This is a genomic window from Collinsella sp. AM12-1, from assembly GCF_003472325.1.
Lineage (GTDB): Bacteria > Actinomycetota > Coriobacteriia > Coriobacteriales > Coriobacteriaceae > Collinsella.
On sequence record NZ_QRLS01000005.1, the window covers coordinates 99,509 to 120,413 of the forward strand.

20 protein-coding genes and 4 tRNA genes are annotated in these 20,905 nt (G+C 61.9%); all 24 read left to right on the plus strand.

The features are described 5' to 3' along the window. Positions 1-23 precede the first annotated feature (23 nt). The 24 genes from DW136_RS03960 to DW136_RS04075 all read left to right on the plus strand — a co-directional run bounded on the left by DW136_RS03960 (position 24) and on the right by DW136_RS04075 (position 20,904). Positions 24-809 carry a hypothetical protein gene (locus DW136_RS03960; RefSeq protein ID WP_117583155.1) on the plus strand — a complete coding sequence of 262 codons (786 nt, stop codon included), beginning with the start codon at positions 24-26 and terminating at the stop codon, positions 807-809. A 336-nt stretch (positions 810-1,145) separates the two neighbouring features. After that, positions 1,146-1,955, plus strand: coding sequence for a DUF3825 domain-containing protein (locus DW136_RS03965; protein WP_117583156.1), 810 nt, complete (start codon positions 1,146-1,148; stop codon positions 1,953-1,955). 138 nt (positions 1,956-2,093) lie between these two features. Beyond that, a tRNA-Val gene (locus DW136_RS03970) sits at positions 2,094-2,168 on the plus strand. Positions 2,169-2,537: 369 nt separating this feature from the next. Then, positions 2,538-3,695 carry a hypothetical protein gene (locus DW136_RS03975; RefSeq protein WP_147330249.1) on the plus strand — a complete coding sequence of 386 codons (1,158 nt, stop codon included), beginning with the start codon at positions 2,538-2,540 and terminating at the stop codon, positions 3,693-3,695. A gap of 367 nt (positions 3,696-4,062) precedes the next feature. Further along, positions 4,063-4,135 (plus strand) — tRNA-Ala (locus tag DW136_RS03980). A gap of 198 nt (positions 4,136-4,333) precedes the next feature. Continuing rightward, positions 4,334-4,409: transfer RNA gene (locus DW136_RS03985), tRNA-Ile, on the plus strand. 475 nt (positions 4,410-4,884) lie between these two features. Next, positions 4,885-4,957 (plus strand) — tRNA-Ala (locus DW136_RS03990). A 75-nt stretch (positions 4,958-5,032) separates the two neighbouring features. After that, entirely contained in the window at positions 5,033-7,066 is a 2,034-nt protein-coding gene (locus tag DW136_RS03995; RefSeq protein ID WP_118256827.1) for an ABC-F family ATP-binding cassette domain-containing protein, read from the plus strand. Then, positions 7,053-7,349, plus strand: a complete 297-nt coding sequence (locus DW136_RS04000; RefSeq protein ID WP_233508968.1) for a hypothetical protein — start codon at positions 7,053-7,055, stop codon at positions 7,347-7,349. The genes DW136_RS03995 and DW136_RS04000 overlap by 14 nt, the downstream gene beginning before the upstream one ends. A 9-nt stretch (positions 7,350-7,358) precedes the next feature. Then, a complete protein-coding gene (locus DW136_RS04005) occupies positions 7,359-8,042 on the plus strand; it encodes a site-2 protease family protein (protein WP_118289131.1) in 684 nt (227 codons plus the stop codon). Positions 8,043-8,126: 84 nt separating this feature from the next. After that, a complete protein-coding gene (locus DW136_RS04010; protein ID WP_117716112.1) occupies positions 8,127-8,939 on the plus strand; it encodes a ScpA family protein in 813 nt (270 codons plus the stop codon). 11 nt (positions 8,940-8,950) lie between these two features. Further along, positions 8,951-9,679, plus strand: coding sequence for an SMC-Scp complex subunit ScpB (scpB, locus tag DW136_RS04015; RefSeq protein WP_117716113.1), 729 nt, complete (start codon positions 8,951-8,953; stop codon positions 9,677-9,679). Then, positions 9,666-10,640: a pseudouridine synthase gene (locus DW136_RS04020; protein ID WP_117716114.1), complete on the plus strand. Its 975-nt coding sequence runs from the start codon at positions 9,666-9,668 to the stop codon at positions 10,638-10,640. The genes scpB and DW136_RS04020 overlap by 14 nt, the downstream gene beginning before the upstream one ends. Positions 10,641-10,706: 66 nt before the next feature. Then, a complete protein-coding gene (cmk, locus tag DW136_RS04025) occupies positions 10,707-11,393 on the plus strand; it encodes a (d)CMP kinase (protein WP_117716115.1) in 687 nt (228 codons plus the stop codon). Between the two features lie 3 nt (positions 11,394-11,396). Beyond that, positions 11,397-12,125, plus strand: coding sequence for a lysophospholipid acyltransferase family protein (locus tag DW136_RS04030; protein ID WP_117716116.1), 729 nt, complete (start codon positions 11,397-11,399; stop codon positions 12,123-12,125). A gap of 2 nt (positions 12,126-12,127) precedes the next feature. Further along, entirely contained in the window at positions 12,128-13,024 is an 897-nt protein-coding gene (locus DW136_RS04035) for a 4-hydroxy-3-methylbut-2-enyl diphosphate reductase (protein ID WP_117716117.1), read from the plus strand. A gap of 2 nt (positions 13,025-13,026) precedes the next feature. Beyond that, positions 13,027-14,469: a DUF512 domain-containing protein gene (locus tag DW136_RS04040; RefSeq protein ID WP_117790787.1), complete on the plus strand. Its 1,443-nt coding sequence runs from the start codon at positions 13,027-13,029 to the stop codon at positions 14,467-14,469. 10 nt (positions 14,470-14,479) lie between these two features. After that, the gene (gene der, locus DW136_RS04045) at positions 14,480-15,814 is read left to right on the plus strand and encodes a ribosome biogenesis GTPase Der (protein ID WP_006236029.1); all 1,335 of its coding nucleotides are present in this window, start codon (positions 14,480-14,482) and stop codon (positions 15,812-15,814) included. After that, positions 15,807-16,490, plus strand: coding sequence for a glycerol-3-phosphate 1-O-acyltransferase PlsY (gene plsY / locus DW136_RS04050; protein ID WP_117583167.1), 684 nt, complete (start codon positions 15,807-15,809; stop codon positions 16,488-16,490). Before der ends, plsY begins: the two co-directional genes overlap by 8 nt. A gap of 9 nt (positions 16,491-16,499) precedes the next feature. Next, the gene (locus tag DW136_RS04055; RefSeq protein ID WP_117716119.1) at positions 16,500-17,507 is read left to right on the plus strand and encodes an NAD(P)H-dependent glycerol-3-phosphate dehydrogenase; all 1,008 of its coding nucleotides are present in this window, start codon (positions 16,500-16,502) and stop codon (positions 17,505-17,507) included. 18 nt (positions 17,508-17,525) lie between these two features. After that, positions 17,526-18,197 carry a ribulose-phosphate 3-epimerase gene (rpe, locus tag DW136_RS04060; protein WP_117716120.1) on the plus strand — a complete coding sequence of 224 codons (672 nt, stop codon included), beginning with the start codon at positions 17,526-17,528 and terminating at the stop codon, positions 18,195-18,197. A 6-nt stretch (positions 18,198-18,203) separates the two neighbouring features. Next, the gene (locus DW136_RS04065; RefSeq protein WP_117716121.1) at positions 18,204-19,382 is read left to right on the plus strand and encodes a cysteine desulfurase family protein; all 1,179 of its coding nucleotides are present in this window, start codon (positions 18,204-18,206) and stop codon (positions 19,380-19,382) included. Beyond that, a complete protein-coding gene (locus DW136_RS04070; RefSeq protein WP_118227204.1) occupies positions 19,379-20,188 on the plus strand; it encodes a Nif3-like dinuclear metal center hexameric protein in 810 nt (269 codons plus the stop codon). The genes DW136_RS04065 and DW136_RS04070 overlap by 4 nt, the downstream gene beginning before the upstream one ends. Then, positions 20,185-20,904 carry a zinc ribbon domain-containing protein gene (locus tag DW136_RS04075; RefSeq protein WP_117716123.1) on the plus strand — a complete coding sequence of 240 codons (720 nt, stop codon included), beginning with the start codon at positions 20,185-20,187 and terminating at the stop codon, positions 20,902-20,904. Before DW136_RS04070 ends, DW136_RS04075 begins: the two co-directional genes overlap by 4 nt. Position 20,905: the final 1 nt, after the last annotated feature.

Consider the following 20,905-nt stretch of genomic DNA (forward strand, 5'->3'; position numbering starts at 1 on the left):
GTTGTCCTAAGGAAGTGATTCATATGTACTTGAGCGATACTAAGATTCAGGAGCTCATCGACAGCAAGGTGCTGCTCAATGCCGATGCTTCGAACATCGGACAGGTTACGTATGACTTGCGCACTGACGGGTTCTACGTTAACGAAAGCAAGCAATCCGAGGTCGAACTTGGCCCTGGAGACTCGACTTTTGTCTCTTGCGTTGAATGTATCGCGCTGCCCAACGATTTGACCGCTAGCGTTCTTTTACGCAATTCGCGCATTCGCCAGGGGCTTTCTTTGGATGCGCCGCTATATTTCCCCGGTCATGGAACACGGCTGTTCTACCGTGTTACAAACGTAAGCGGCAACACGATTGCCCTTGATAAATCTAAGGGTATCGCGCAAGTCGCATTCCAGCGCGTCGAAGGCACGGTTGCTCATCCTTACCATGGAGCCTTTTCCGATGAGCTCAATTTTAATGGGCTTGCCGACTATTCCGACGTCTATGCCGGAGAGCTCAAAAAGGTCGAGGATAAAAAGAACGAAGTCGCCAACATCGAGTCTCGTATCTATGGCAACGTTCTGGCTCTCTTCGCCATTTTTGCCGCGATCTTCACGCTTGTGAACGTTAATGCCGGAGGGGTTTCTTCCGATATAACGACCGTCCGTTTCGTTGCGCTTGATCTGCTGATTATCGGCGGATTCCTGGTCCTTGCGTCCGCAATTGAGGCTTTTCTTGTTAAGGATAAAGAAGATAAGGCGTGGCTTCCGCTCGTGATAGGCATCATATGCATCGCAGCGGCGGTTTTCCTTGCTTTTCGTAAATAGTCAAGTGATCTAAAGGTAAGCAATATGGCTTCCGAGACGGGGTGCCCCGGCCAATGCCGGGGCACCCCTATCTGTTGAGCGGTCTTTTGTTTTTAAATTACATGGCAGCCATAGCAGCCCCAACACATCCTCTATTTAAAAAACGCATGTCGCAAAAGCGTAAAACCGGGGTCTGGTCGACGGGCCTTGGTTTTACTCCGCACTTCGCTTGGATCCGCGACCTCGTTTTCGAAAGCCACTCCCGCGACAAGCTCGTCAAAAAGCAAGGTCGCAATTGCTTTGTGGCGAGCCGGCGACCTGTCGCGCGTATAGAATCTAAGGATCCGCACTCCAGTTATGAAATGGATTGGACACCACACGGAGATCCCCAGCACCCTGTGCAGCAATGTGTACGACTTCGCGTTTTGCCCCGAGCCCTGCTACGACCGCCTGGTCGACCTCGCCGACCCCGAGGACTGGGGCCCCGGCAACCGCATCCTCAAAAACTACCTGTCGTTTTCGTTTAGCCGCGCGGTGTTCCTGACCGAGCGCGACGTGGACCAGACCGCCCCGTCCAACTTGCCGCTGGTGTTCGACGACGTCCGCTGCCTATTCAACACCGGCCTGCACACGCGCCGCTACGAAACCACCTACGGCCTGTTTGAGCCCAACACCAAGCCCGACGCGCACCAGCACTGGTTTTTGAAGGGCTCCTTTAAGGAAAGCGACCCCATGCTAGTCTCGTTTGAGTACCTGCCGTGCCGCGTACGCTTTGCCGAGGACCCTTCCGAGCTGGTCTTTGACCACCGCCTTCCCATCCGCTCCAACATCGATCACATTCTGGGCGACGAGGAGAACCTGACGCGCATTCCTGCCAGCCTGATGGGGGAGGGTAACTCGCTGCTGCTGCGCCGCGCCTTTGAGGGTGCCGTCGTCGAGGCCGCCCGCCGCGCCGCCGCCAACTACACACTCGCCGTGCCGCAGTTCTACGGCGGCCGGATCCAGCTGCTCTTGCCGCTGTGCCTAACCGGCGACAAGCCCGAGCTGGCGCTGACCATCCAGCGCGAGGACGGTTTCTACGCCGCACGCACCTGCCTCACGCTCGACATGGCCTACAACAACGCGCGACTTATCTGCCGTCCCGAGACCTCGTGGATTAAACGATAAAGGGTGGTTTAGCTGCGGTTTTTCAGATTGCTTTGATTGTTTTGGCTTGGCTAGCACCCACGAATTTAAAATCGAGGGCAAAAAGTTCTTGGTAAACCACGCGCGGCTATGTTAGTATCTCTTTTGCCGAAAGGCGACGGGCGATTGGCTCAGGGGTAGAGCATATCCTTCACACGGATGGGGTCACAAGTTCGAATCTTGTATCGCCCACCATCAAAAGCGTAGGTCAGAGGTGTTAAGCCTCTGGCCTTTTTTCATATGATGCCAAATCGAACCGAATTTACCTAAAGCGTTGTATGTTATGCAGTTCACTTTAGTTGTCGTCATCGCACGTTTTGAAAAGTGCATCTGCGTTCATTCATTGAATTCTCTGCGCAATCTATGCGCAATTGTGGAGACAGAGACCACTGGCTCACAGCTCGTACCAGCACGTTCATGTCTATGGCGGATTTTCAATAGATTGCGTCAAGCTTTTGGTCAGTGTTTGGTCAGCTACCCGTACTTACCCGCATGATGCGCCAGTAGATAATCGACCTTGCCCGCAATCCGCACGGCCTACGGCCGATACCAGGGGAGGCGCAAATGGACGATATCGTCTGCGCAAACACTGCATTCCGCTATTGGCGCTGCCCACCGCAGGTGCGCAATCTCTACCCGCGCCTGCCCAACTCCGAAGACGGCTGGCGAGCTCTATCCCAAGCCCCTTTTGTAACCGAAGTCCTCAAGACCCCAATTATCGCTGTTACTTCGCCAGGTTGTTGTAATCACCACTCGGGATTGCGCTCTACTATTCGCTGGGAAGGGGCATCGGATGCCGGCACAACAATCGACACTAATTTAGGCTTTTGTGTCACCAATCCGCTTAACACGTTATTTACTATGACACGCTTTGTATCCCAAATAGATCTCGTACTGGCTATGTACGAACTTTGCGGTTGGTTTTCTGTTTTCGAGCCGGCTCCCGCTGCCGAAATGCAGTTAAAAATGGCGGTAGAGGAGAATCGCAATTCCAGCACGCAGGATCTGTTCGAACTTGGAGAAGGCGAAGACGAGGTTCCTTGGAAACGAGTTTATGCCCGCGCAACCGTTAAGGACCCAGATAATGATAGCCAAACGAGCAAGCGTGAAGATGGAAGAGAGGTTACGAAACTCAAAGGTACTTCTCTCTGGATGAGAAAGCCGCTCATCGAGCTGAGCGACCTGCATCGTTTCGCCGACAAGGTCAAAAGTCAAATGTGGGGAAAGCAGTTTTATGATGCCGCTCAGCAGGTTATCGGCATTGCTGCGTCTCCGCTCGAGGTTGCAGGAATCTTGCTTCTAAACCGTCCGCGGCGTCTTGGCGGCGCTGGCTTCACGAACGTTTATGCCAACGACTTAACTCCTCTTTCCATATCGGCGCAAAGCATCGCAGGTCAAAAGGTCTGCTACGGCGATATCGTGATCGTAAATCCGATTCTTATGAAAGGGGCAATTATCGAAATCCAAGGTGAAGTCATTCATGGTTCAGGTGCAATACTTGACCACGATGCGGAACGCATGACTGCGTTGCAGAGCATGGGATTCGATGTATTCCTGGTGACTCACGATATGCTCAACGATTCAAAGCAGCTAGACACCATAGTCAGAAGTGTCTGCGACCGTTTAGGGATTCGCTATAAAGTCAAAACTGAGGCAATGAAGTGCGCCGAGACGAGACTGCGAGCAAATGTTTTGTGCAACTGGTTGGAAATCGGAATTTAGCCGGCGACAAGGCGCTAGAACTACCTAGTTTGCCTGTTAGTGAATTAATGTCATTTCAAAACTGTGCCGGATTACGGGGCTGGACCCGGACCGGCCGTCCATACCCTGCATTTCACGGAATGCGCAAGTCGCCTACCTGCGATTTTGATTTTACCGATTACGGCATGCTCGGGGGTTCCCGGCCTGGCCCCGTAAACCGGCATGGTTTTGGAATCGCCGGGTCGGCGGGGGCGCGGTCGGCCCCGGTAATGGGCCTGGCGCCGGCAAGACGGCCGTTGGGCGGATGGCGGAACGCGCCGCGACTGCGAAATTTTCCAAAATTGTCCTTGCATCGTGGTCCGAGTTCCCGTATAGTACTTCTTCGCACGGGGGCGTAGCTCAGCTGGGAGAGCGCTTGACTGGCAGTCAAGAGGTCAGGGGTTCGATCCCCCTCGTCTCCACCCGAGCATTGAATGAGGCTCCAACGCAAGTTGGGGCCTTTTTTCATATAGGCACACAAGGTCAAAGGCGGCAGCATGATCCTCCTGGTCGACAAGATCGTGCGTTGAACGGGTGCCGCGCGCATGGTAGTATTTCACATCGTGGTTCAAAGCGTTGGAGGCTGTTCTGCCACCCCAACTGCAAGCGCCACTTTATAAGGGCTCTTGGCGCAACGGTTAGCGCAGGGGACTCATAATCCCTGGGTTCTGGGTTCGAATCCCGGAGGGCCCACCAGGTTTTTCAACAGGTCAGGCAATATGTCTGGGCTGTTTTCTTTTTCATGGCATTAGTTTTCACTTGCAAATAGCCTGCTTGCTCACTTCCGGACGCCCTCGGTCGGCTGCCTGCGATGCCGCCGCCACGAAACCGGCCCATCTACTACGTTTAACCCCGACCCCTCGACCATACCCCGTATTTCGCGAAAACCGCAGGCCGTCTACCTGCGGTTTTATTTCTGCCCGAGACGCCATGGTCGGGAGATGTCGCCCAAACGTAGTAGATGGGCCGGTTTCGTGGCGGGGATCCCGGGGGCGACCGGAGTGGAGCCTGATAGGCGGGCGGCGGCAGCGCCGCCCGCCCGCATCGGCCCCGCGGGCGCCGGTCTCCGCCGTCGCGGCCCCGCGGGACTCCGGCGCCCGCGCCCCCGGAAAGTTTTTCCAAAATTGTCCTTGCATCGTGGTCCGAGTTCCCGTATAGTACTTCTTCGCACGGGGGCGTAGCTCAGCTGGGAGAGCGCTTGACTGGCAGTCAAGAGGTCAGGGGTTCGATCCCCCTCGTCTCCACCCGAGCATTGAATGAGGCTCCAACGCAAGTTGGGGCCTTTTTTCATATTGGCACACAAGGTCAAAGGCGGCACCATGATCCTCCTGGTCGACAAGATCGAAAAAAGCTTCGGCGCACGCGTCCTCTTTAGCGGCGCGTCCTTCCAGATCAACCCCGGCGAGCGCTTCGCGCTCGTGGGCCCCAACGGCGCCGGCAAAACCACCATGCTCAAAATCATCATGGGCATCGACAGTCCCGACTCCGGCCAGGTCCAGTACGCAAAGGACTGCCAGGTGGGCTACCTAGAGCAGGAAACTAATCTGGAACAAAAGGACACCACCATCCTCGCTGAGGTCATGGCCGCCGCCAAGGAAATCCGCCGCATGGGCGAGCGCGCCAACGAGCTGCAGGCCCAGATCACTGAGCTCTCCGAACAGGGCAAGGACGTTGACGCGCTCCTTAACGAGTACGGCCAGGTCCAGGACCGCTTTGAGCACCTGGGCGGCTACGAGCTCGAGAGCAACGCCCGCAAGATCCTGTCCGGCCTTGGCTTTAAGGTCACCGACTTTGAGCGCCCGTGCTCCGAGTTCTCGGGCGGCTGGCAGATGCGCATCGCGCTGGCCAAGCTCTTCCTGCGTCACCCCGACCTGCTGCTTCTGGACGAGCCCACCAACCACTTGGACCTCGAAAGCGTCCAGTGGCTGCGCGGCTTTATCGCCAACTACGATGGCGCCGTGCTCATCGTCAGCCACGACCGCGCTTTCATGGACGCCTGCGTCGACCATGTCGCCGCTCTCGAAAACCGCCGCGTGACCACCTACACCGGCAACTACAGTAGCTACCTCAAGCAGCGCGAGGACAACCTGGAGCAGATGCGCGCCAAGCGCGCCGCCCAGGAGCGCGACATCGCCCATATGCAGGTCTTCGTTGACAAGTTCCGCTACAAGCCCACCAAGGCTGCCCAGGCTCAGGAGCGCATCCGCAAGATCGAGCAGATCAAAAAGGAGCTTGTCATCCTACCCGAGGGCCACAAGCACATCGACTTTAAGTTCCCCGACCCGCCGCGCTCCGGCGACATGGTCGTGGGGCTCGAGGGCGTGGCCAAGTCCTACGGCAACAAGCACATCTACAGCGACATCGAGCTCAAGCTCTACCGCGGCGAGCACGTGGCACTCGTCGGCCCCAACGGCGCCGGCAAGTCCACGCTCATGAAGATCATCGCCGGACTGGAGCCGCCCACCACCGGCACCCGCGACCTGGGCACCAACGTGGGCGTGGCCTATTACGCCCAGCACGCGCTCGAGGGCATGACCGAGTCCAACACCGTCCTGCAAGAGATCGACACCGTCACGCCCAAGTGGACCGTGCCGCAGCAGCGCAGCCTACTGGGCGCCTTCCTGTTTAGCGACAACGATTCCATCGAGAAGCAGGTTCGCGTCCTCTCCGGCGGCGAAAAAGCGCGTCTGGCCCTGGCCAAGATGCTCGTGGCCCCCGAGGCGCTCCTGTGCCTGGACGAGCCCACCAACCACCTAGACATCGACTCGGTGGACATGCTCGAGAACGCCCTGCAAAACTTCCCCGGCACCATCGTGCTGATCAGCCACGACGAACACCTGGTGCGCGCCGTGGCCAACCGCGTCATCGACATCCGCGACGGACAAGTCACGGTCTACGACGGCGACTACGACTACTACCTCTACAAGCGCGAGGACCTCGCAGCCCGCGCCGCCGCCGAGGCGTCCACGGAGAGCGCGCCGGCCACGACCAAGTCCGCCAAGGCCAGCGCCGCCCAGGCCGACACCCCCGTCGCCGCCCCCAAGCCTGCCGAGGGCAAAAAGACCAAGGAGCAAAAGCGCGCCGAGGCCCAAGCCCGCGCTGCGCTCAACAAAAAGCTCAAGGGCGTGCGTAACCAGCTCAAGAAGATCGAGACGGAGCTCGACAAAAAGCGCGCCCGCTATGACGAGCTTATGGAATTGATGGCAAGCGAAGAGCTTTATGCCGATCAAGACAAGTTCAACGCCGCGCTGGGGGAATATAACGGCCTTAAGCAAGAGCTACCCAAGCTCGAGGACGAATGGCTGGAGCTTTCCACCCAGATCGAAGAGGAGACCGCGCGTGAACTCTCGTAAGGCCGCTGCCGTGGCGATGAGCATCATCGCCGTCGCCTGTCGCATCTGCGGCATCTTTATGAGCGCGATGACCGTGCTGCTGTGTTTTAGCGGCCTCACCGCCAAGCTGCAGATCGCAGGCTTTGTCGTTGAGCTTTCGCGCGCACTGCCGAGCGCCATCGCCGGCTATGGCGTCATCACGTCGCCCTTTGGCGGCGTGTTCCGCCTGGATTACGCCATCGTCGCCGTGATCCTGTTTGTGATCGACTACCTGCTCACGCGCGCCTCGCGCCGCGTCCGCTAGGGGAGCGCTATGTCCAGCAGCTACCTCATGAACCTGCTCGCCAGCGCCGTCGCCGTCATCGTGGGCATCGTGATCCACGAGAGCGCACACGCCGCCGCGGCCTGGGCGCTCGGCGACAAGACGGCCCGTTCGCGCGGCCGCGTGTCACTCAACCCGCTTAACCATATCGACCCGTTTGGCACCATCATCCTGCCGCTGCTCATGCTCGCGGCCGGCGGCCCGGTGTTCGCCTTCGCCAAACCCGTGCCCGTCTACCTCAACAACCTCAAGCACCCCAAGCGCGACGAGGTCCTGGTGAGCGCGGCCGGCCCCGCGTCGAACATCGCACTCGCGTGCCTTGCCGCGGCACTCATGCACGTGGCGTACGGCAACCTCTACACCGGCATCTCCTTTGCCCTGGCGTCACAGATCATGAACTTCGGCGCCACGTTTATCGTGGTTAACCTGTCACTCGCATTCTTCAACCTCATCCCGATCCCGCCGCTCGATGGCTCGTCGATCATCGTGCCGCTCCTCAAAGGCAAGGCGCTCAACAACTACTACCACCTGCAGCAATACGCCATGCCCATCCTCATCATCGTGCTGTATCTGCTGCCCATGTGGACTGGCATTGATGTGATCGGCCGCTATTTCGACGTTACCGTGTATCCGCTGGCCGAGTGGCTGCTCAACTTCGCAATCGCCGGCGTCTAAGGTAAACTTACAGGTCGACCGCGCAAAACGGTCGCAACATGCACCCAAACCGCGCCGCGAAGGCGCCGTCAAAGGAGGTCGAAGATGTCGTATCGCGTGTCGACTCAGGTCTACAGCGGGCCGTTCGACCTGTTGCTGCAGCTGGTAACCCGCCAAAAAGTAGATATCGGCGCCATCTCCATCAGCGAGGTGGCCGAGCAGTACCTTGCCGAGGTGGAGCGCATCGAGGCGCTGGACCTGGACGTGGCGAGCGACTTTCTGCTGGTCGCGGCAACCCTTCTGGACATCAAGGCCGCCTCTCTGGTGCCGCAGGAGGCCCCGCGCAAAGTCGATGACGACGATGACGAGTTCGACGAAGACCTCGAGGAACTCAGCGCGCTCGACGGCGACGCCTTGCGCGAGGTCCTGATCCAGCGCCTGATTGCCTACAAGCAGTTTAAAGGCGCGGCTGCGGCCCTCGGTGCCCGCATGCAGGCCGAAAGCCGTATGCATCCGCGTGTGGCCGGCCCCGACCCTGAGTTCCTAGGGCTCATGCCCGACTATCTGGCTGGCATCGCCCTGCGCGGCCTGGCCGTTATCTGTGCCGACCTGGACGGCAAGCGCCAGACTTTCCTGCTGGAGGCCGAGCATGTGGCGCCGCATCGCGTACCGCTCGACCTGACCGTGGCCTCAGTCGACCGCTTTACCATGGCGCACCAAACCTGCACCTTCCGCGAGCTGTTGGACGGCGACGCCACCACCGAGCAACTCGTCGTCACCTTCCTGGCCATGTTAGAGCTCGCAAAGCGCGGTTCGCTCACGCTGAGCCAGGACGAGATCTTCGGAACCATCTGCATCAACCGAGTCGAGGGCGCCGAGGCATACGTGCCCGGCGAGGGCCCCGAGCTCACCGAATAGGAGCAGCAACCATGTCAACCCTTTCAACGCTGGAGGCAAACAGCCTCAAAGGCGCCCTCGAGGCGCTGCTGCTGGTGTCGAGCGACCCGGTGAGTGCGCCCGCGCTCGCCGGCGCACTGGATATCGCCCCCGGCGAGTGCGCATCGCTGCTCGCCGAGCTCAAGGTTGAGTACGAGGAGGCCAACCGTGGCTTTCAGCTGCGTGAGGTCGCCGGCGGCTGGCGCCTGTTTACGCACCCCGCCTACCACGACGTGGTCGAGGCCTATGTGTTGAGCTGGGACACGCAAAAGCTGTCGCAGGCCGCGCTCGAAACACTTGCCGTCATCGCATACCACCAGCCCGTGACGCGCGAGGTGGTCAAGGGCATCCGCGGCGTCAATTCCGACGGCGTCATCGCGTCGCTCGTGGACAAAGGTCTGGTGCGCGAGCTCGGACGCGACCCCCAGCGCGGTCAGGCCATCATTTACGGCACGACCAACGCCTTTTTGGAGAAGTTCGGCCTGCGCTCCACCCGCGACCTGCCCGACCTGGAGCAGTTTGCCCCCGACGAGCAGTCGCGTCAGTTTATCCGCGAGCGCCTGAGCGGCCGAAGCATTCAGTCCACGCTCGAGGAGCAGGCCGAGGACCTGGACGAAGAGCGCGATCTGCTCGATACCGATGTTGAAGATGTTGAGGCAGTCGAGGACTTGGAAAACCTGGTCGTCGACGAGACCTCGGAGGATTTACATGACGAGGACTAACGAAGTAGGGGAGACGCGCGCCGGCGCTGCGGTGCCCAACGCGGATACGCACGAGTCCGACACCCAGCCCGTCTATCCGCACACCATGCGCCTGCAGCGCTTTTTGGCGCGTGCGGGCGTGGCGAGCCGCCGCGGCTCGGAGGACCTGATGACCGCCGGCCGCGTGACCGTCAACGGCCAGGTCGCGACCGAACTAGGTACCAAGGTCGACGTCGACCGCGACCATATCGAGGTCGACGGCATGCCCGTCAAGCTCAACCAGGGCGCCGTGTACCTGATGCTCTACAAGCCGACCGGCTACCTCACCACCATGAGCGATCCGCAGGAGCGACCCTGCGTGGCCGACCTGGTCCCGCGCGACCGCTTTCCGGGGCTCTTCCCGGTGGGTCGCCTGGACCGCGACACCACGGGCCTTTTGCTCTTTACCACCGACGGCGACCTGTCGCAGGATCTGCTGCACCCTAGCAAGCACGTCTACAAGACCTACCAGGCGCTCGTGGACGGGCAGCTGTCCGACCACGATCTTACGCCGCTGCGTCGCGGCATCGAGCTCGACGACGGTCTGTGCCAGCCGGCGATCTGCCGCGTCATCACCGCTCGTGAGGCCGAGGCCGTGGCTCCCCAGGGCGTGAAGCCCGGCACCACCGCCGTGGAGGTCATCATCCGTGAGGGCCGCAAAAACCAGGTCAAGCGCATGCTGAGCAAGATCCACCATCCGGTGATCCGTCTGCACCGCTGTAACTTTGCCGGCCTGGAGCTCAAGGACGTGGCCAAGGGCTCGTGGCGCGAGCTCACCGACCGCGAGGTGCAGATCCTTAAGGCCGGCGGCATCCCGCCCAAGCAGGCCGCTTCCGAGCGCGCCGCCGCGCCCGCGACCAACACCGCGGCCCACACGCGCCACCACGGCAGCCACGGCTCCGCGCCCAAGCGCAACACCTACCGCGAGCGCTACACGGGCTAGTCAGTCCGCCAAGCCCCAGCGCTCGCGCATCATACCAGCACGTCAACCACCGAAAGGAAGCATTGCATGATCGTCGCCATCGACGGCCCCGCCGGTTCCGGCAAGTCTACCATCGCCAAGGAGATCGCCCGCCAGCTGGGCTTTAACAAGCTCGACACGGGCGCCATGTATCGCGCCGTCACCTTCGCCGCGCTCGACCGCGGCATCGACCTGGACGACGAGGCGGCCATCGACGCCCTCGCTGAGCAGATCGAGATCCGCTTTACCAACGGCACCGGCGAGGACACGCGCCTGACCATCGACGGTGCGGACGCATCGGCTGCCATCCGCACCCCGCAGGTAGACGCCAACGTGTCCAAGGTCTCGGCCTACCCGGGCGTACGCGCCGCCATGCTCATCCATCAGCGACGCGCCGCCGAGGACCGCGATATCGTGGCCGAGGGTCGCGACATCGGCACCGTCGTGTTCCCCAACGCACAGGTCAAGGTCTTCCTGACCGCCGACCCGCGCGAGCGCGCCCGTCGTCGCGTGCTGCAACGCCACCAAAGCGACGCTCAGCCGCTCAGCACGGAGCAGCTCGAGACCGAGGTCGACGAAACCCTCGACGCCCTCAAGCAGCGCGACAAACTCGACAGCAGCCGCGAGGTCGCACCGCTCGTGCCCGCCGAGGACGCCGTGCACGTCGACTCCACCGCCCACACCATCGACGAGGTCGTCTCGATAATCGAGGACCTCATCAACCAAAGGAGGTAGCCCATGCGCCTGTTTAAGCAGACGCCCGAGGATTACTACAACGCCCCCTACGCCGAGTTCCCGGCGCTCATCCGCGCCGTCGTCGTGGTGGTCATGGCTATTCTGTGGGTCTTCTCCAAGCTCATGTGGCGCTGGAAGGTCGAAGACGTCGACCTGCTGTTTGAGCGCCAGGAAGGCCGCGGCAGCGTGGTCATCTGCAACCACACCTCGATGGCCGAACTCTTGGCCGTGGAGACGGCGCTGTTCTTTGGCGGCCGCCGTGTGCGCCCCATCTTTAAATCCGAGTTCGCCAAAAGCAAGATCGTGCGCTGGGCCTTTAGCCGCGTGGGCGGTATTCCCGTCGAGCGCGGCACCGCCGACATGAAGTGCCTGCGTGCCGCTCAGCATGCGTTGCAACGCGGCGAGGATGTCTTGATCTTCCCCGAGGGCACGCGCATCCGCTCGCGCGAGATCAAGCCCGAGGTCCATGGCGGCTTTGCGCTCATAGCCCAGATGGGTAAGGCACCCGTCAACCCGCTCGCCATCTGCGGCTGGTCCGACATCACGCCCAAAGGCAAAAAGATCATGCGCCCCAAGAAGTGCTGGATCCGCGCCGGCAAGGCCATCTCACTTTCCGACGCTCCGGCCGAGCTCAAGCGCAAGGAGCGCCTAGCCTGGTTTGAGTCCGAGGCCATGAGCCGCGTCTACGCCATGCGCGACGACCTGTGCGCCGAGCACCCGGGCAGGTTCTAGCCATGGGTGAGAACGTCATGAATACCGCCGCGGCCGCCGCAAGGGAGGTCGTCCCCACCATCGAGATTGCCGCGCATGCCGGCACCTGCTACGGCGTGCAGCGCGCGCTCGACATGGCGCTGGCCGCCGCGCCGCAGGCAGGGGAGAGCGCTCAGGTCCACACCCTGGGCCCGCTCATTCATAACCCCATCGTGGTGCGCGCGCTCGCCGAGGCAGGCGTTGGTCTGGCAGACACCTTGGACGACGCTGCTTCGGGCACCGTGATCATTCGCGCCCACGGTGTGGTGCCGCAGGTGATCGAGGCCGCACGTGAGCGCGGCCTCGACGTGGTCGACGCCACCTGCCCCTACGTGAAGAAGGTCCATGTGGCGGCCGAGCGCCTGGTGCGCGAGGGCTACCGCGTGATTGTCGTGGGCGAGCCGGGTCACCCCGAGGTCGAGGGCATTCTTGGCCATGCTGGTGATGACGCACAGGTCGTGAGCTGTGCCGCTGACGCCGACGAGCTGTCGCTCAAGGGCAAGGTGGGACTGGTTGTGCAGACCACCCAGACCGCGCAGAACCTGGCCGAGGTTGTGGCCTCCATCACCCCACGCGTGCAGGAACTGCGTGTGATCAACACGATCTGCGCCGCCACGAGCGAGCGCCAGCAGGCGGCCGCCGCACTTGCCAACCGCTGCGACTGCATGGTCGTCGTGGGCGGCAAAAACTCCGGTAACACGCGCCGCCTGGCGCAGATTTGTGCCGATGCCTGCGAGCACACGCACCACATCGAGGAAGCTTCCGAGCTTGAGGCCGCATGGTTTGCCAACGCGCGCCACATCGGCATCACCGCCGGAGCCTCCACCCCGCAAGAACACATCGAACGCGCCGTCGCGCGCATCAAGGAGCTTTGCCGCTAATCATGGACCAGACCGTACCCGCATACGCCGCCGAGGTGGCCGATTACGGGCGCAGCCGCGACCCCGAGCCGGGTGAAGGCGCGCTCGTTAAGAACGTGCGTCCCGAGTCGCCCGCATGGGATGTGGGTATCGAGCCGGGCATGCGCGTGCTCACGGTCAACGGCGAGCAGCTCACCGACATGATCGTGTGGCTCTGGGAAGCCGACGACGACACCGTCGAGCTGGAGGTATTCGATCCACGCGACGGCACCGTCACCCCCGTCGAGCTCGACCGCTTTCCCGGCGAGGACTGGGGCCTGGAGTTCGATGGCCCCATCTTTGATGGCATGCGTACCTGCGTTAACGCCTGCGTGTTCTGCTTTATGACCATGCTGCCCAAGGGCGGCCGCTCCACGCTCTATATTCGCGATGACGACTACCGCCTGAGCTTTTTGCAGGGCAACTTTGTCACGCTCACGAACCTCTCCGACGAAGATGTTCAAAACGTCATCCAACGCAACATGAGCCCCATGAACGTGTCGGTCCACGCCGTGAGCCCCGATGTCCGCCGCCGCATGATGGGCCGCAACGCCCAGCGCGGCATGGACGTACTCGAGGCCATCATGGCCGCCGGCATCGAGATTCACGCGCAGATTGTGTTGTGCCCCGGCATGAACGACGGCGAGGAGCTGGAAAAGACCCTGCGCTTTTGCGAGGAGCACGAGCAAATCACCAGCCTGGGCATTGTGCCGCTCGGTTTTACCAAGCACCAAAACCGCTTTAGCTGGTCATACAGCGACAAGCCCGAACTGGCGCGCGAGACCATCGCCATGATCCGACCCTTCCAGGACCGCGCGTACGAGCGTTTTGGTCGCCATACCTTCCAGATGAGCGACGAGTTCTATCTGGACGCCGGCATCGAGCCGCCCGAGGCGGACTTTTACGACGGTTACCCGCAGTACTACGACGGCATCGGCATGATCCGCTCGTATCTAGACGAGACCGACGACGTGCTTGCCGCCGATACCGAGCGTCTGGCCCGCGTCCGCGAGGCCATCGCCGCCCGCAGCCAGCACCTGCTGTGCCTCTCGGGCGCCAGCGCACGCGACACGGTGGCCCGCTTTGTGGAGTCGCCCCAGGGACTCGCCGGCACTGTCACGGCCATCAAGAACCGCTACTTTGGCGGCAACGTGGACGTGACCGGCCTCATCGTCGCGTGTGACATCTTGGAGCAGCTGCCCCAAGATCTGTCGGGGGTTATGCTCTTTGTGCCTAAGCTCATGTTCAACGCTGACGGCATGACGCTTGACGAGTATCATCGTGACGATTTACTCGCAAGCCTTACCAGTCGCGGCGCCGAGGTTCATGTGGTGTCGACCATGCCGCATGAGCTGCTCGATACCCTGGAGCACATCCTTGGCATTGTGCCTGCCGACTCTACTAATTCCGCTGACCCTACCCATTAAAGGAGAGCAGATGAAACCTATCGTCGCCGTCGTCGGACGCCCCAACGTGGGCAAGTCCACGCTCGTTAACCGCCTGGCCCAGACCTCGGACGCCATCGTCCACGAGTCTCGCGGCGTCACGCGCGATCGCTCATATCACACGGCCGATTGGAACGGCCGCGAGTTCACCATCGTCGACACGGGCGGTATCGAGCCGCTCAAGAGCGACGACGTCTTTGCCACGTCCATCCGCGACCAGGCGCTCGCCGCCGCCGAGGAAGCCGCCGTCATCCTGTTTGTGGTCGATGGCCGCACCGGCGTCACCGAGGAGGACGAGTCGGTCGCTCGCATGCTCAAGCGCTGCGACAAGCCGGTCTTTCTGCTGGTGAACAAGCTCGACAACCCCGATCGCGAGAACGACAGCATCTGGGAGTTCTATTCGCTCGGCATCGGTGAGCCCACGCCGCTCTCGGCCCTGCATGGTCATGGCACGGGCGACCTGCTCGACGATATCGTGGCCCTGCTTCCGGAGGAAGAGGACGAGGTCGCCGACGAGTTCCCCGATGCGCTGAACGTGGCCATCATCGGCCGCCCCAACGCCGGCAAGTCCTCGCTGTTCAACCGCATCCTAGGCGCCGACCGCTCTATCGTGTCCAACATTGCCGGCACGACGCGCGACGCCATCGACACCGTCGTGGAGCGCAACGGCAAGCACTACCGCATGGTCGACACCGCGGGCATCCGCAAGAAGAGCACCGTGTACGAGAATATCGAGTACTACTCGATGGTCCGCGGCCTGCGCGCCATCGACCGCGCCGACGTGGCGCTGCTCGTCGTCGACGCCTCCGTGGGCGTTACCGAACAGGACCAGAAGGTCATGGGTCTTGCCATCGAGCGCGGCTGTGCCATCGTTGTGCTGCTCAACAAGTGGGACCTGCTCGACGACGACCGCAAGCGCGAGGCCTGCATGGAGACCATCGACCGCCGTCTGGGCGTCATGGCTCCCTGGGCCCAGTACCTGCGCATCTCTGCCCTCACTGGCCGCAGCGTCGAGAAGATCTGGGCGATGGTCGACGCAGCCGAGAAGACGCGTTCGCAAAAGATCAGCACCTCGCGCCTCAACACGTTCCTCACCGACCTACGTGAGTTCGGCCACACCGTGGTGGACGGCAAGCGCCGCCTGCGCATGCACTACGTGACTCAGACGGGCGTCAATCCGCCGACGTTCACGTTCTTCGTCAACCACAGCGATCTGGTCAACGACACCTACCAGCGCTACGTGGAGAACCGCATGCGCTCGACCTTCGATTTTGCCGGCACGCCCATTCGACTCTTCTTTAGGAAGAAGGAACAAAAGGATGCATAATCCGATTCTGCTGACCGCCATCTGCGCCGTGGTCTCTTTCTTTATCGGAGCGATTCCGTTTGGCCTGATCCTGGGCCGCGTGTTCAACCACACCGACATTCGCAAGGCGGGTTCCGGCAACATCGGCACAACCAATGCGCTGCGCGTGGCCGGCCCTAAGGTGGCCGCGCTCACGTTGTTGCTCGACTGCCTTAAGGGCGCCATCTGCGTCCTTATCGCGCGTCCGCTCATTGCCGACTTGGGCTATGGCTTCCCCGTAAGCATCATGGCGCCCGGAGCCCCCGGCGATTGGATGCTCGGCGTCATTTGCCTGGCAGCGGTGTGGGGCCATATCTTCTCGCCCTACCTTAACTTCCACGGCGGCAAGGGTATCGCGGTTGGCCTGGGCGTCATCCTCGCCTGGTACTGGCCTATTGGCCTGTCGCTGCTCGGCATGTTTATCGTGGCCGTCGCCATCACCAAGTATGTGTCGGTGGGCTCGCTTGCCGCTGCCATCGGTCTTCCCATCGCTGCTTGCGCGGTCTTTCCGTACAGCAGCCTGGGACTTAAGTTTTGCATGGCGATAATCGGCATCACCGTTGTGTGGGCCCATCGCGCGAATATCCAAAAGCTCATGGCCGGTAAGGAGTCCAAGCTCTCGTTTACCAAGCGCGTCACCGAGCCCGACGATAAGTAGGAGAGAATCATGAATGTTGCGCTGATTGGCTCCGGCTCCTGGGGAACCGCCGTCGCCGGCCTTGCCGCCGCGCGAGCCGAGCGCGTGACCATGTGGGCCCACAGCGAGCAGACGGCCGCCGGCATCAATGGCGAGCACTGCAACCCCCGGTATCTGGTGGACTACGAGCTGCCCGGCAACGTCGTCGCCACGACGGACCTGGCGCAAGCGCTCGACGCCGCCGACGCCATCATCTTTGCCGTGCCCTCCACACACCTGCGCAGCGTATGTCATCAGGCAGCGCCTTTCATCGCCGCCAACACCCCGGTGCTCTGCCTTACCAAGGGCATTGAGCCCGAGTCTGGCCTGCTCATGAGCGAGGTCATTGCCAGCGAGATCGGCAACGAGCGGCGTGTGGCGGCCCTCTCGGGCCCCAACCATGCCGAGGAGATTTGCCGCGGCGGGCTCTCTGCCGCCGTCATCGCCAGCGAGGACCAGCAGGTGGGGGAGACCTTTAAGGAGCTGCTGCTGTCCACGGCCTTCCGCATCTACCTGTCGCAGGATATGACCGGTGTCGAGGTTTGCGGCGCTATGAAAAACGTCATCGCCATCGTGTGCGGCATTTCCGCCGGTTCTGGTGCGGGCGACAACACGCTTGCCCTTATCATGACGCGCGGCCTGGCCGAGATCAGCCGTCTGGTGCACGCCCGCGGCGGTCAAGCCATGACCTGCATGGGTCTTGCCGGCATGGGTGACCTCATTGCCACCTGCACCTCCGAGCATTCGCGCAACCGCACCTTTGGCTACGAGTTTGCCCACGGCGTCTCGCTCGACGAGTACCAGGCACGTACGCATATGGTGGTCGAGGGCGCCGTCGCGGCCCGCAGCGTCAGTGAGCTTGCCCGTTCACTGGGCGTAGACATTCCGCTCACCTTTGCCGTGGAGCAAACGCTCTACAACGGTGTTACGTTGGATAGGGCGCTCGAGATTCTTACCGACCGCGTACCCTCCCAAGAGTTCTACGGACTCACCGACTAGTGCAGAAAGGCTACTACCATGGGTTCCATTAAAATCGCTCCGTCCGTCCTCTCGGCCGACATGGCCAACCTCAAGGGCGAACTCGACAAGATCGCCGGTGCCGACTACGTGCACTTCGACGTAATGGACGGCCACTTTACCGGCAACCTCACCTTTGGCGTTGACATCCTCAAGGCCGTCAAGCGCTCCACCGACGTGCCGGTCGACGCGCACCTGATGGTGTCGAACCCCGACGAGACGGTCGATTGGTACGCCGACGCCGGTGCCGACATGATCACCGTGCACTACGAGGCTTCCACGCACCTGCACCGCACGCTCACGCATCTGCAGCAGCGCGGCGTCAAGGCCGGCGTGGTGCTCAACCCCGCCACCCCCGTGTGCGTGCTCGAGAGCATCATCGACGTCGTCGATATGGTGCTGCTCATGAGTGTGAACCCGGGCTTTGGCGGCCAGAGCTTTATTCCCGGTACCATTGCCAAACTGCACGAGCTCAAGGCTATGTGCGAGCGCTACGGCGTGTCGCCCATGATCGAGGTCGACGGCGGCATCTCTTCCAAGAACATCGCCGAGGTCGTCAAGGCCGGCGCCAACGTGCTCGTGGCCGGTTCTGCCGTATTTAAGTCCGAAGATCCCGCTGCCGAGGTTGCGCTGCTGCAGAAGCTGGGCAACGAGGCCGCACAGGAGGCATAAACCCTTATGACCGCAGGTCAAAACCGCATACCCGTGAATCTTGACTATGCCGCCTCGACGCCAATGCGCGCCGAGGCGCTCCTTGCGCAGCGCGAGTACGACGACAGCGAGCTTGCCGGCGTCAACCCCAACTCGCTGCATTCGCTCGGCCGCAAGGCTGCCGCGCGTCTGGAGGTTGCACGTCGCGAGATCGCCCGCAGCTTTGGCGCGCGCGTCCGCCCGTCCGAGATTGTACTGACCAACGGCGGCACCGAAGCCAACCAGCTGGCGCTGCTCGGTCTTGCCGAGGGCGCTCGTCAGCGCGATCGCAAGCGCGATCGTGTAATCGTTTCGGCCATCGAGCACGATTCGATTCTGGACAACCTGCCGTTGCTGCGTGCCGCCGGCTTTACCGTCGACCTGGTGCAGCCCTGCCACATGGGCTACATTGAGCCTGCCGCGCTTGTCGAGCTGCTAGGCGACGACGTGGCGCTCGTGAGCATCATGGTTGCCAACAACGAGACCGGCGTGGTGCAGCCCATCCGCGAGCTTGCCGCGGCCACGCATACCGTTGGCGCCCTGTTCCACACCGATGCCATCCAGGGGTATCTGCATATTCCGCTCGATGTCACCGAGCTGGGCGTCGACGCCATGTCCGTCGCAGCCCACAAGATTGGCGGTCCCGTGGCATCTGGCGCACTCTACCTTAAGAGCCGCACGCCGCTGCGCCCGCGCATCTTTGGCGGCGGACAGGAGGCCGGTCGTCGTGCCGGCACGCAAGACCTGCGAACGCAGCTCGCCTTTGCCGCTGCCGCCTCGTCTCTGACGCCCCATGTGGCTCAGGAGCGCGCGAAGCTGCAAGCCCTTTCCGACAAGCTCTACGCCACGCTTACGGCTCATCCGCGTATTCATGCCACCATGGGCGACTACGCACAGGCCGATCGCCTGCCGGGCATGGTGTCGATCTACGTTGATGGCATGGACTCCGAGGAGCTCATCGTCAAGCTCGATGCCGCCGGCTTTGAGGTTTCGGCCGGCTCGGCGTGCTCGAGCGGCAGCATGGACCCGAGCCATGTGCTCAGCGCCATGGGCATTGGTCGCGAGCAGGCACTAGGTGCACTGCGCATTTCCTTTGACGACCGCGTGAATCCGGACGATCTGGACGAGTTTGCCCAGACGCTGCTCTCGATCGCAGGTGCCGCATGATCGTCGCCGAGCTCGAGCGCGCGCTACTGGCACGCTATCCCAAGACGGACACCGAGCCCTGGGACCACGTAGGACTCTCCGTTGGCGATCCGGCCGCGGAGATCACCGGCGTTGCCTGCGCACTCGATGCGACTGAGGCTAATGTTCGCCGCGCCCAAGAAGCAAGCGCCAACGTGCTGCTGACGCATCATCCCATATACATCAAGGCACCCGAGGCCTTTTGTCCGGCGGATGCCACACGACCCCAGTGCAGTGCGGCCCTCTACGAGGCTGCCCGCTGCGGGGTGAGCATTATCTCGCTCCACACCAACCTGGACCGCTCGCACGAAGCCCATGTCTGCCTGAGCAAGCTGCTGGGTGCCGCACCCGTGAGCTCACTGGAGCACGTGGACGACCCCGAGGCCACCGGCCTGGGCGCACTTGCAACGCTCAACGACCCGTGCACGCTGCGCGATCTTGCCACCCGTGCTGCCACGGCCTTTGGCAGCGACCCGCGTGTGTGGGGCAAAGCTGATCGCCCGTGCCGCACCGTCGCCATTTTGGGCGGCTCCCTGGGCGACTTCGGAGAGCTCGCCATCGCCGCGGGCGCAGATGTTGTCGTGACGGGCGAGGCGGGCTACCACGTGGCACAGGACCTTGCCTTGCGCGGGCTGCCGGTGATCTTGCTCGGCCACGACCGCTCCGAGGAGCCGTTCGTTGATATATTGATGAACTCTGCAGTTGACGCCGGGGTCGACCCCCGTCATGCGATTAAAATACTGAACCCTTGCCAATGGTGGACTGTGACAAAAGGAGAGAACTTATGAGCGCCGGCGCTACGCTACTCAAGCTGCAACAGATCGATTTGGAGCTCGCCCGCAACAAGAGCGAACTTGCCAATATGCCGGAGCTCAAGGAGCTCGCTTCCAAGCGCAAGACCTACGTTAAGCTCAAGGCCGAAATGACCAAGCTCTACGCCCAACGCAAGGACCTGGATATTGAGCTCGACGATCTCAACACCACCGAGATCCAGACCAATAACGCCATCGAGGCCGCTAAGAAGCGCCACGTTGACGGCTCCGACTACCGCGAGGTACAGGACCTGGAAAACGAGCTCGCCACCCTGGCCAAGCGCCTGGACAAGATTGAGCACACCCGCAAGGATGTCGTTGTCGCCCACAAAGAGGCGCTCGACCGCGAGACCCGCGCGCAGGCCATCATCGCCAAGTTCGAGGAGGGCGTGAAGGCCGATACCAAGGCCGCCCGCGCCAAGGCTGCCGACCTGCAGGCTCAGATCGAAGCCGCCACTAAGGAGCGCACCGCTCTTGCCGCCACGCTGCCGGCCAACGTGCTCACCGACTACGAGCGTCTGCTCAAGCAGTTCCGCGGCTTGGCCGTCGAGACCATCCAGGGCAACATCCCCACGGTCTGCCACACCGCGCTGCAGGCATCGTCCATGAGCGACCTCAACCACGACGGTAGCGAGATTACGCACTGTCCGTACTGCCACCGCCTCCTGGTGCTCCCGAGCAAGGAAGCCTAGC

What these genes read in the sequence shown, in the direction of transcription:
- DW136_RS03960 (WP_117583155.1), top strand. Translation starts at nt 24, where the DNA reads ATGTACTTGAGCGATACTAAGATTCAGGAGCTCATCGACAGCAAGGTG.
- DW136_RS03965 (WP_117583156.1), top strand. Translation starts at nt 1,146, where the DNA reads ATGAAATGGATTGGACACCACACGGAGATCCCCAGCACCCTGTGCAGC.
- DW136_RS03975 (WP_147330249.1), top strand. Translation starts at nt 2,538, where the DNA reads ATGGACGATATCGTCTGCGCAAACACTGCATTCCGCTATTGGCGCTGC.
- DW136_RS03995 (WP_118256827.1), top strand. Translation starts at nt 5,033, where the DNA reads ATGATCCTCCTGGTCGACAAGATCGAAAAAAGCTTCGGCGCACGCGTC.
- DW136_RS04005 (WP_118289131.1), top strand. Translation starts at nt 7,359, where the DNA reads ATGTCCAGCAGCTACCTCATGAACCTGCTCGCCAGCGCCGTCGCCGTC.
- DW136_RS04010 (WP_117716112.1), top strand. Translation starts at nt 8,127, where the DNA reads ATGTCGTATCGCGTGTCGACTCAGGTCTACAGCGGGCCGTTCGACCTG.
- scpB (WP_117716113.1), top strand. Translation starts at nt 8,951, where the DNA reads ATGTCAACCCTTTCAACGCTGGAGGCAAACAGCCTCAAAGGCGCCCTC.
- DW136_RS04020 (WP_117716114.1), top strand. Translation starts at nt 9,666, where the DNA reads ATGACGAGGACTAACGAAGTAGGGGAGACGCGCGCCGGCGCTGCGGTG.
- cmk (WP_117716115.1), top strand. Translation starts at nt 10,707, where the DNA reads ATGATCGTCGCCATCGACGGCCCCGCCGGTTCCGGCAAGTCTACCATC.
- DW136_RS04030 (WP_117716116.1), top strand. Translation starts at nt 11,397, where the DNA reads ATGCGCCTGTTTAAGCAGACGCCCGAGGATTACTACAACGCCCCCTAC.
- DW136_RS04035 (WP_117716117.1), top strand. Translation starts at nt 12,128, where the DNA reads ATGGGTGAGAACGTCATGAATACCGCCGCGGCCGCCGCAAGGGAGGTC.
- DW136_RS04040 (WP_117790787.1), top strand. Translation starts at nt 13,027, where the DNA reads ATGGACCAGACCGTACCCGCATACGCCGCCGAGGTGGCCGATTACGGG.
- der (WP_006236029.1), top strand. Translation starts at nt 14,480, where the DNA reads ATGAAACCTATCGTCGCCGTCGTCGGACGCCCCAACGTGGGCAAGTCC.
- plsY (WP_117583167.1), top strand. Translation starts at nt 15,807, where the DNA reads ATGCATAATCCGATTCTGCTGACCGCCATCTGCGCCGTGGTCTCTTTC.
- DW136_RS04055 (WP_117716119.1), top strand. Translation starts at nt 16,500, where the DNA reads ATGAATGTTGCGCTGATTGGCTCCGGCTCCTGGGGAACCGCCGTCGCC.
- rpe (WP_117716120.1), top strand. Translation starts at nt 17,526, where the DNA reads ATGGGTTCCATTAAAATCGCTCCGTCCGTCCTCTCGGCCGACATGGCC.
- DW136_RS04065 (WP_117716121.1), top strand. Translation starts at nt 18,204, where the DNA reads ATGACCGCAGGTCAAAACCGCATACCCGTGAATCTTGACTATGCCGCC.
- DW136_RS04070 (WP_118227204.1), top strand. Translation starts at nt 19,379, where the DNA reads ATGATCGTCGCCGAGCTCGAGCGCGCGCTACTGGCACGCTATCCCAAG.
- DW136_RS04075 (WP_117716123.1), top strand. Translation starts at nt 20,185, where the DNA reads ATGAGCGCCGGCGCTACGCTACTCAAGCTGCAACAGATCGATTTGGAG.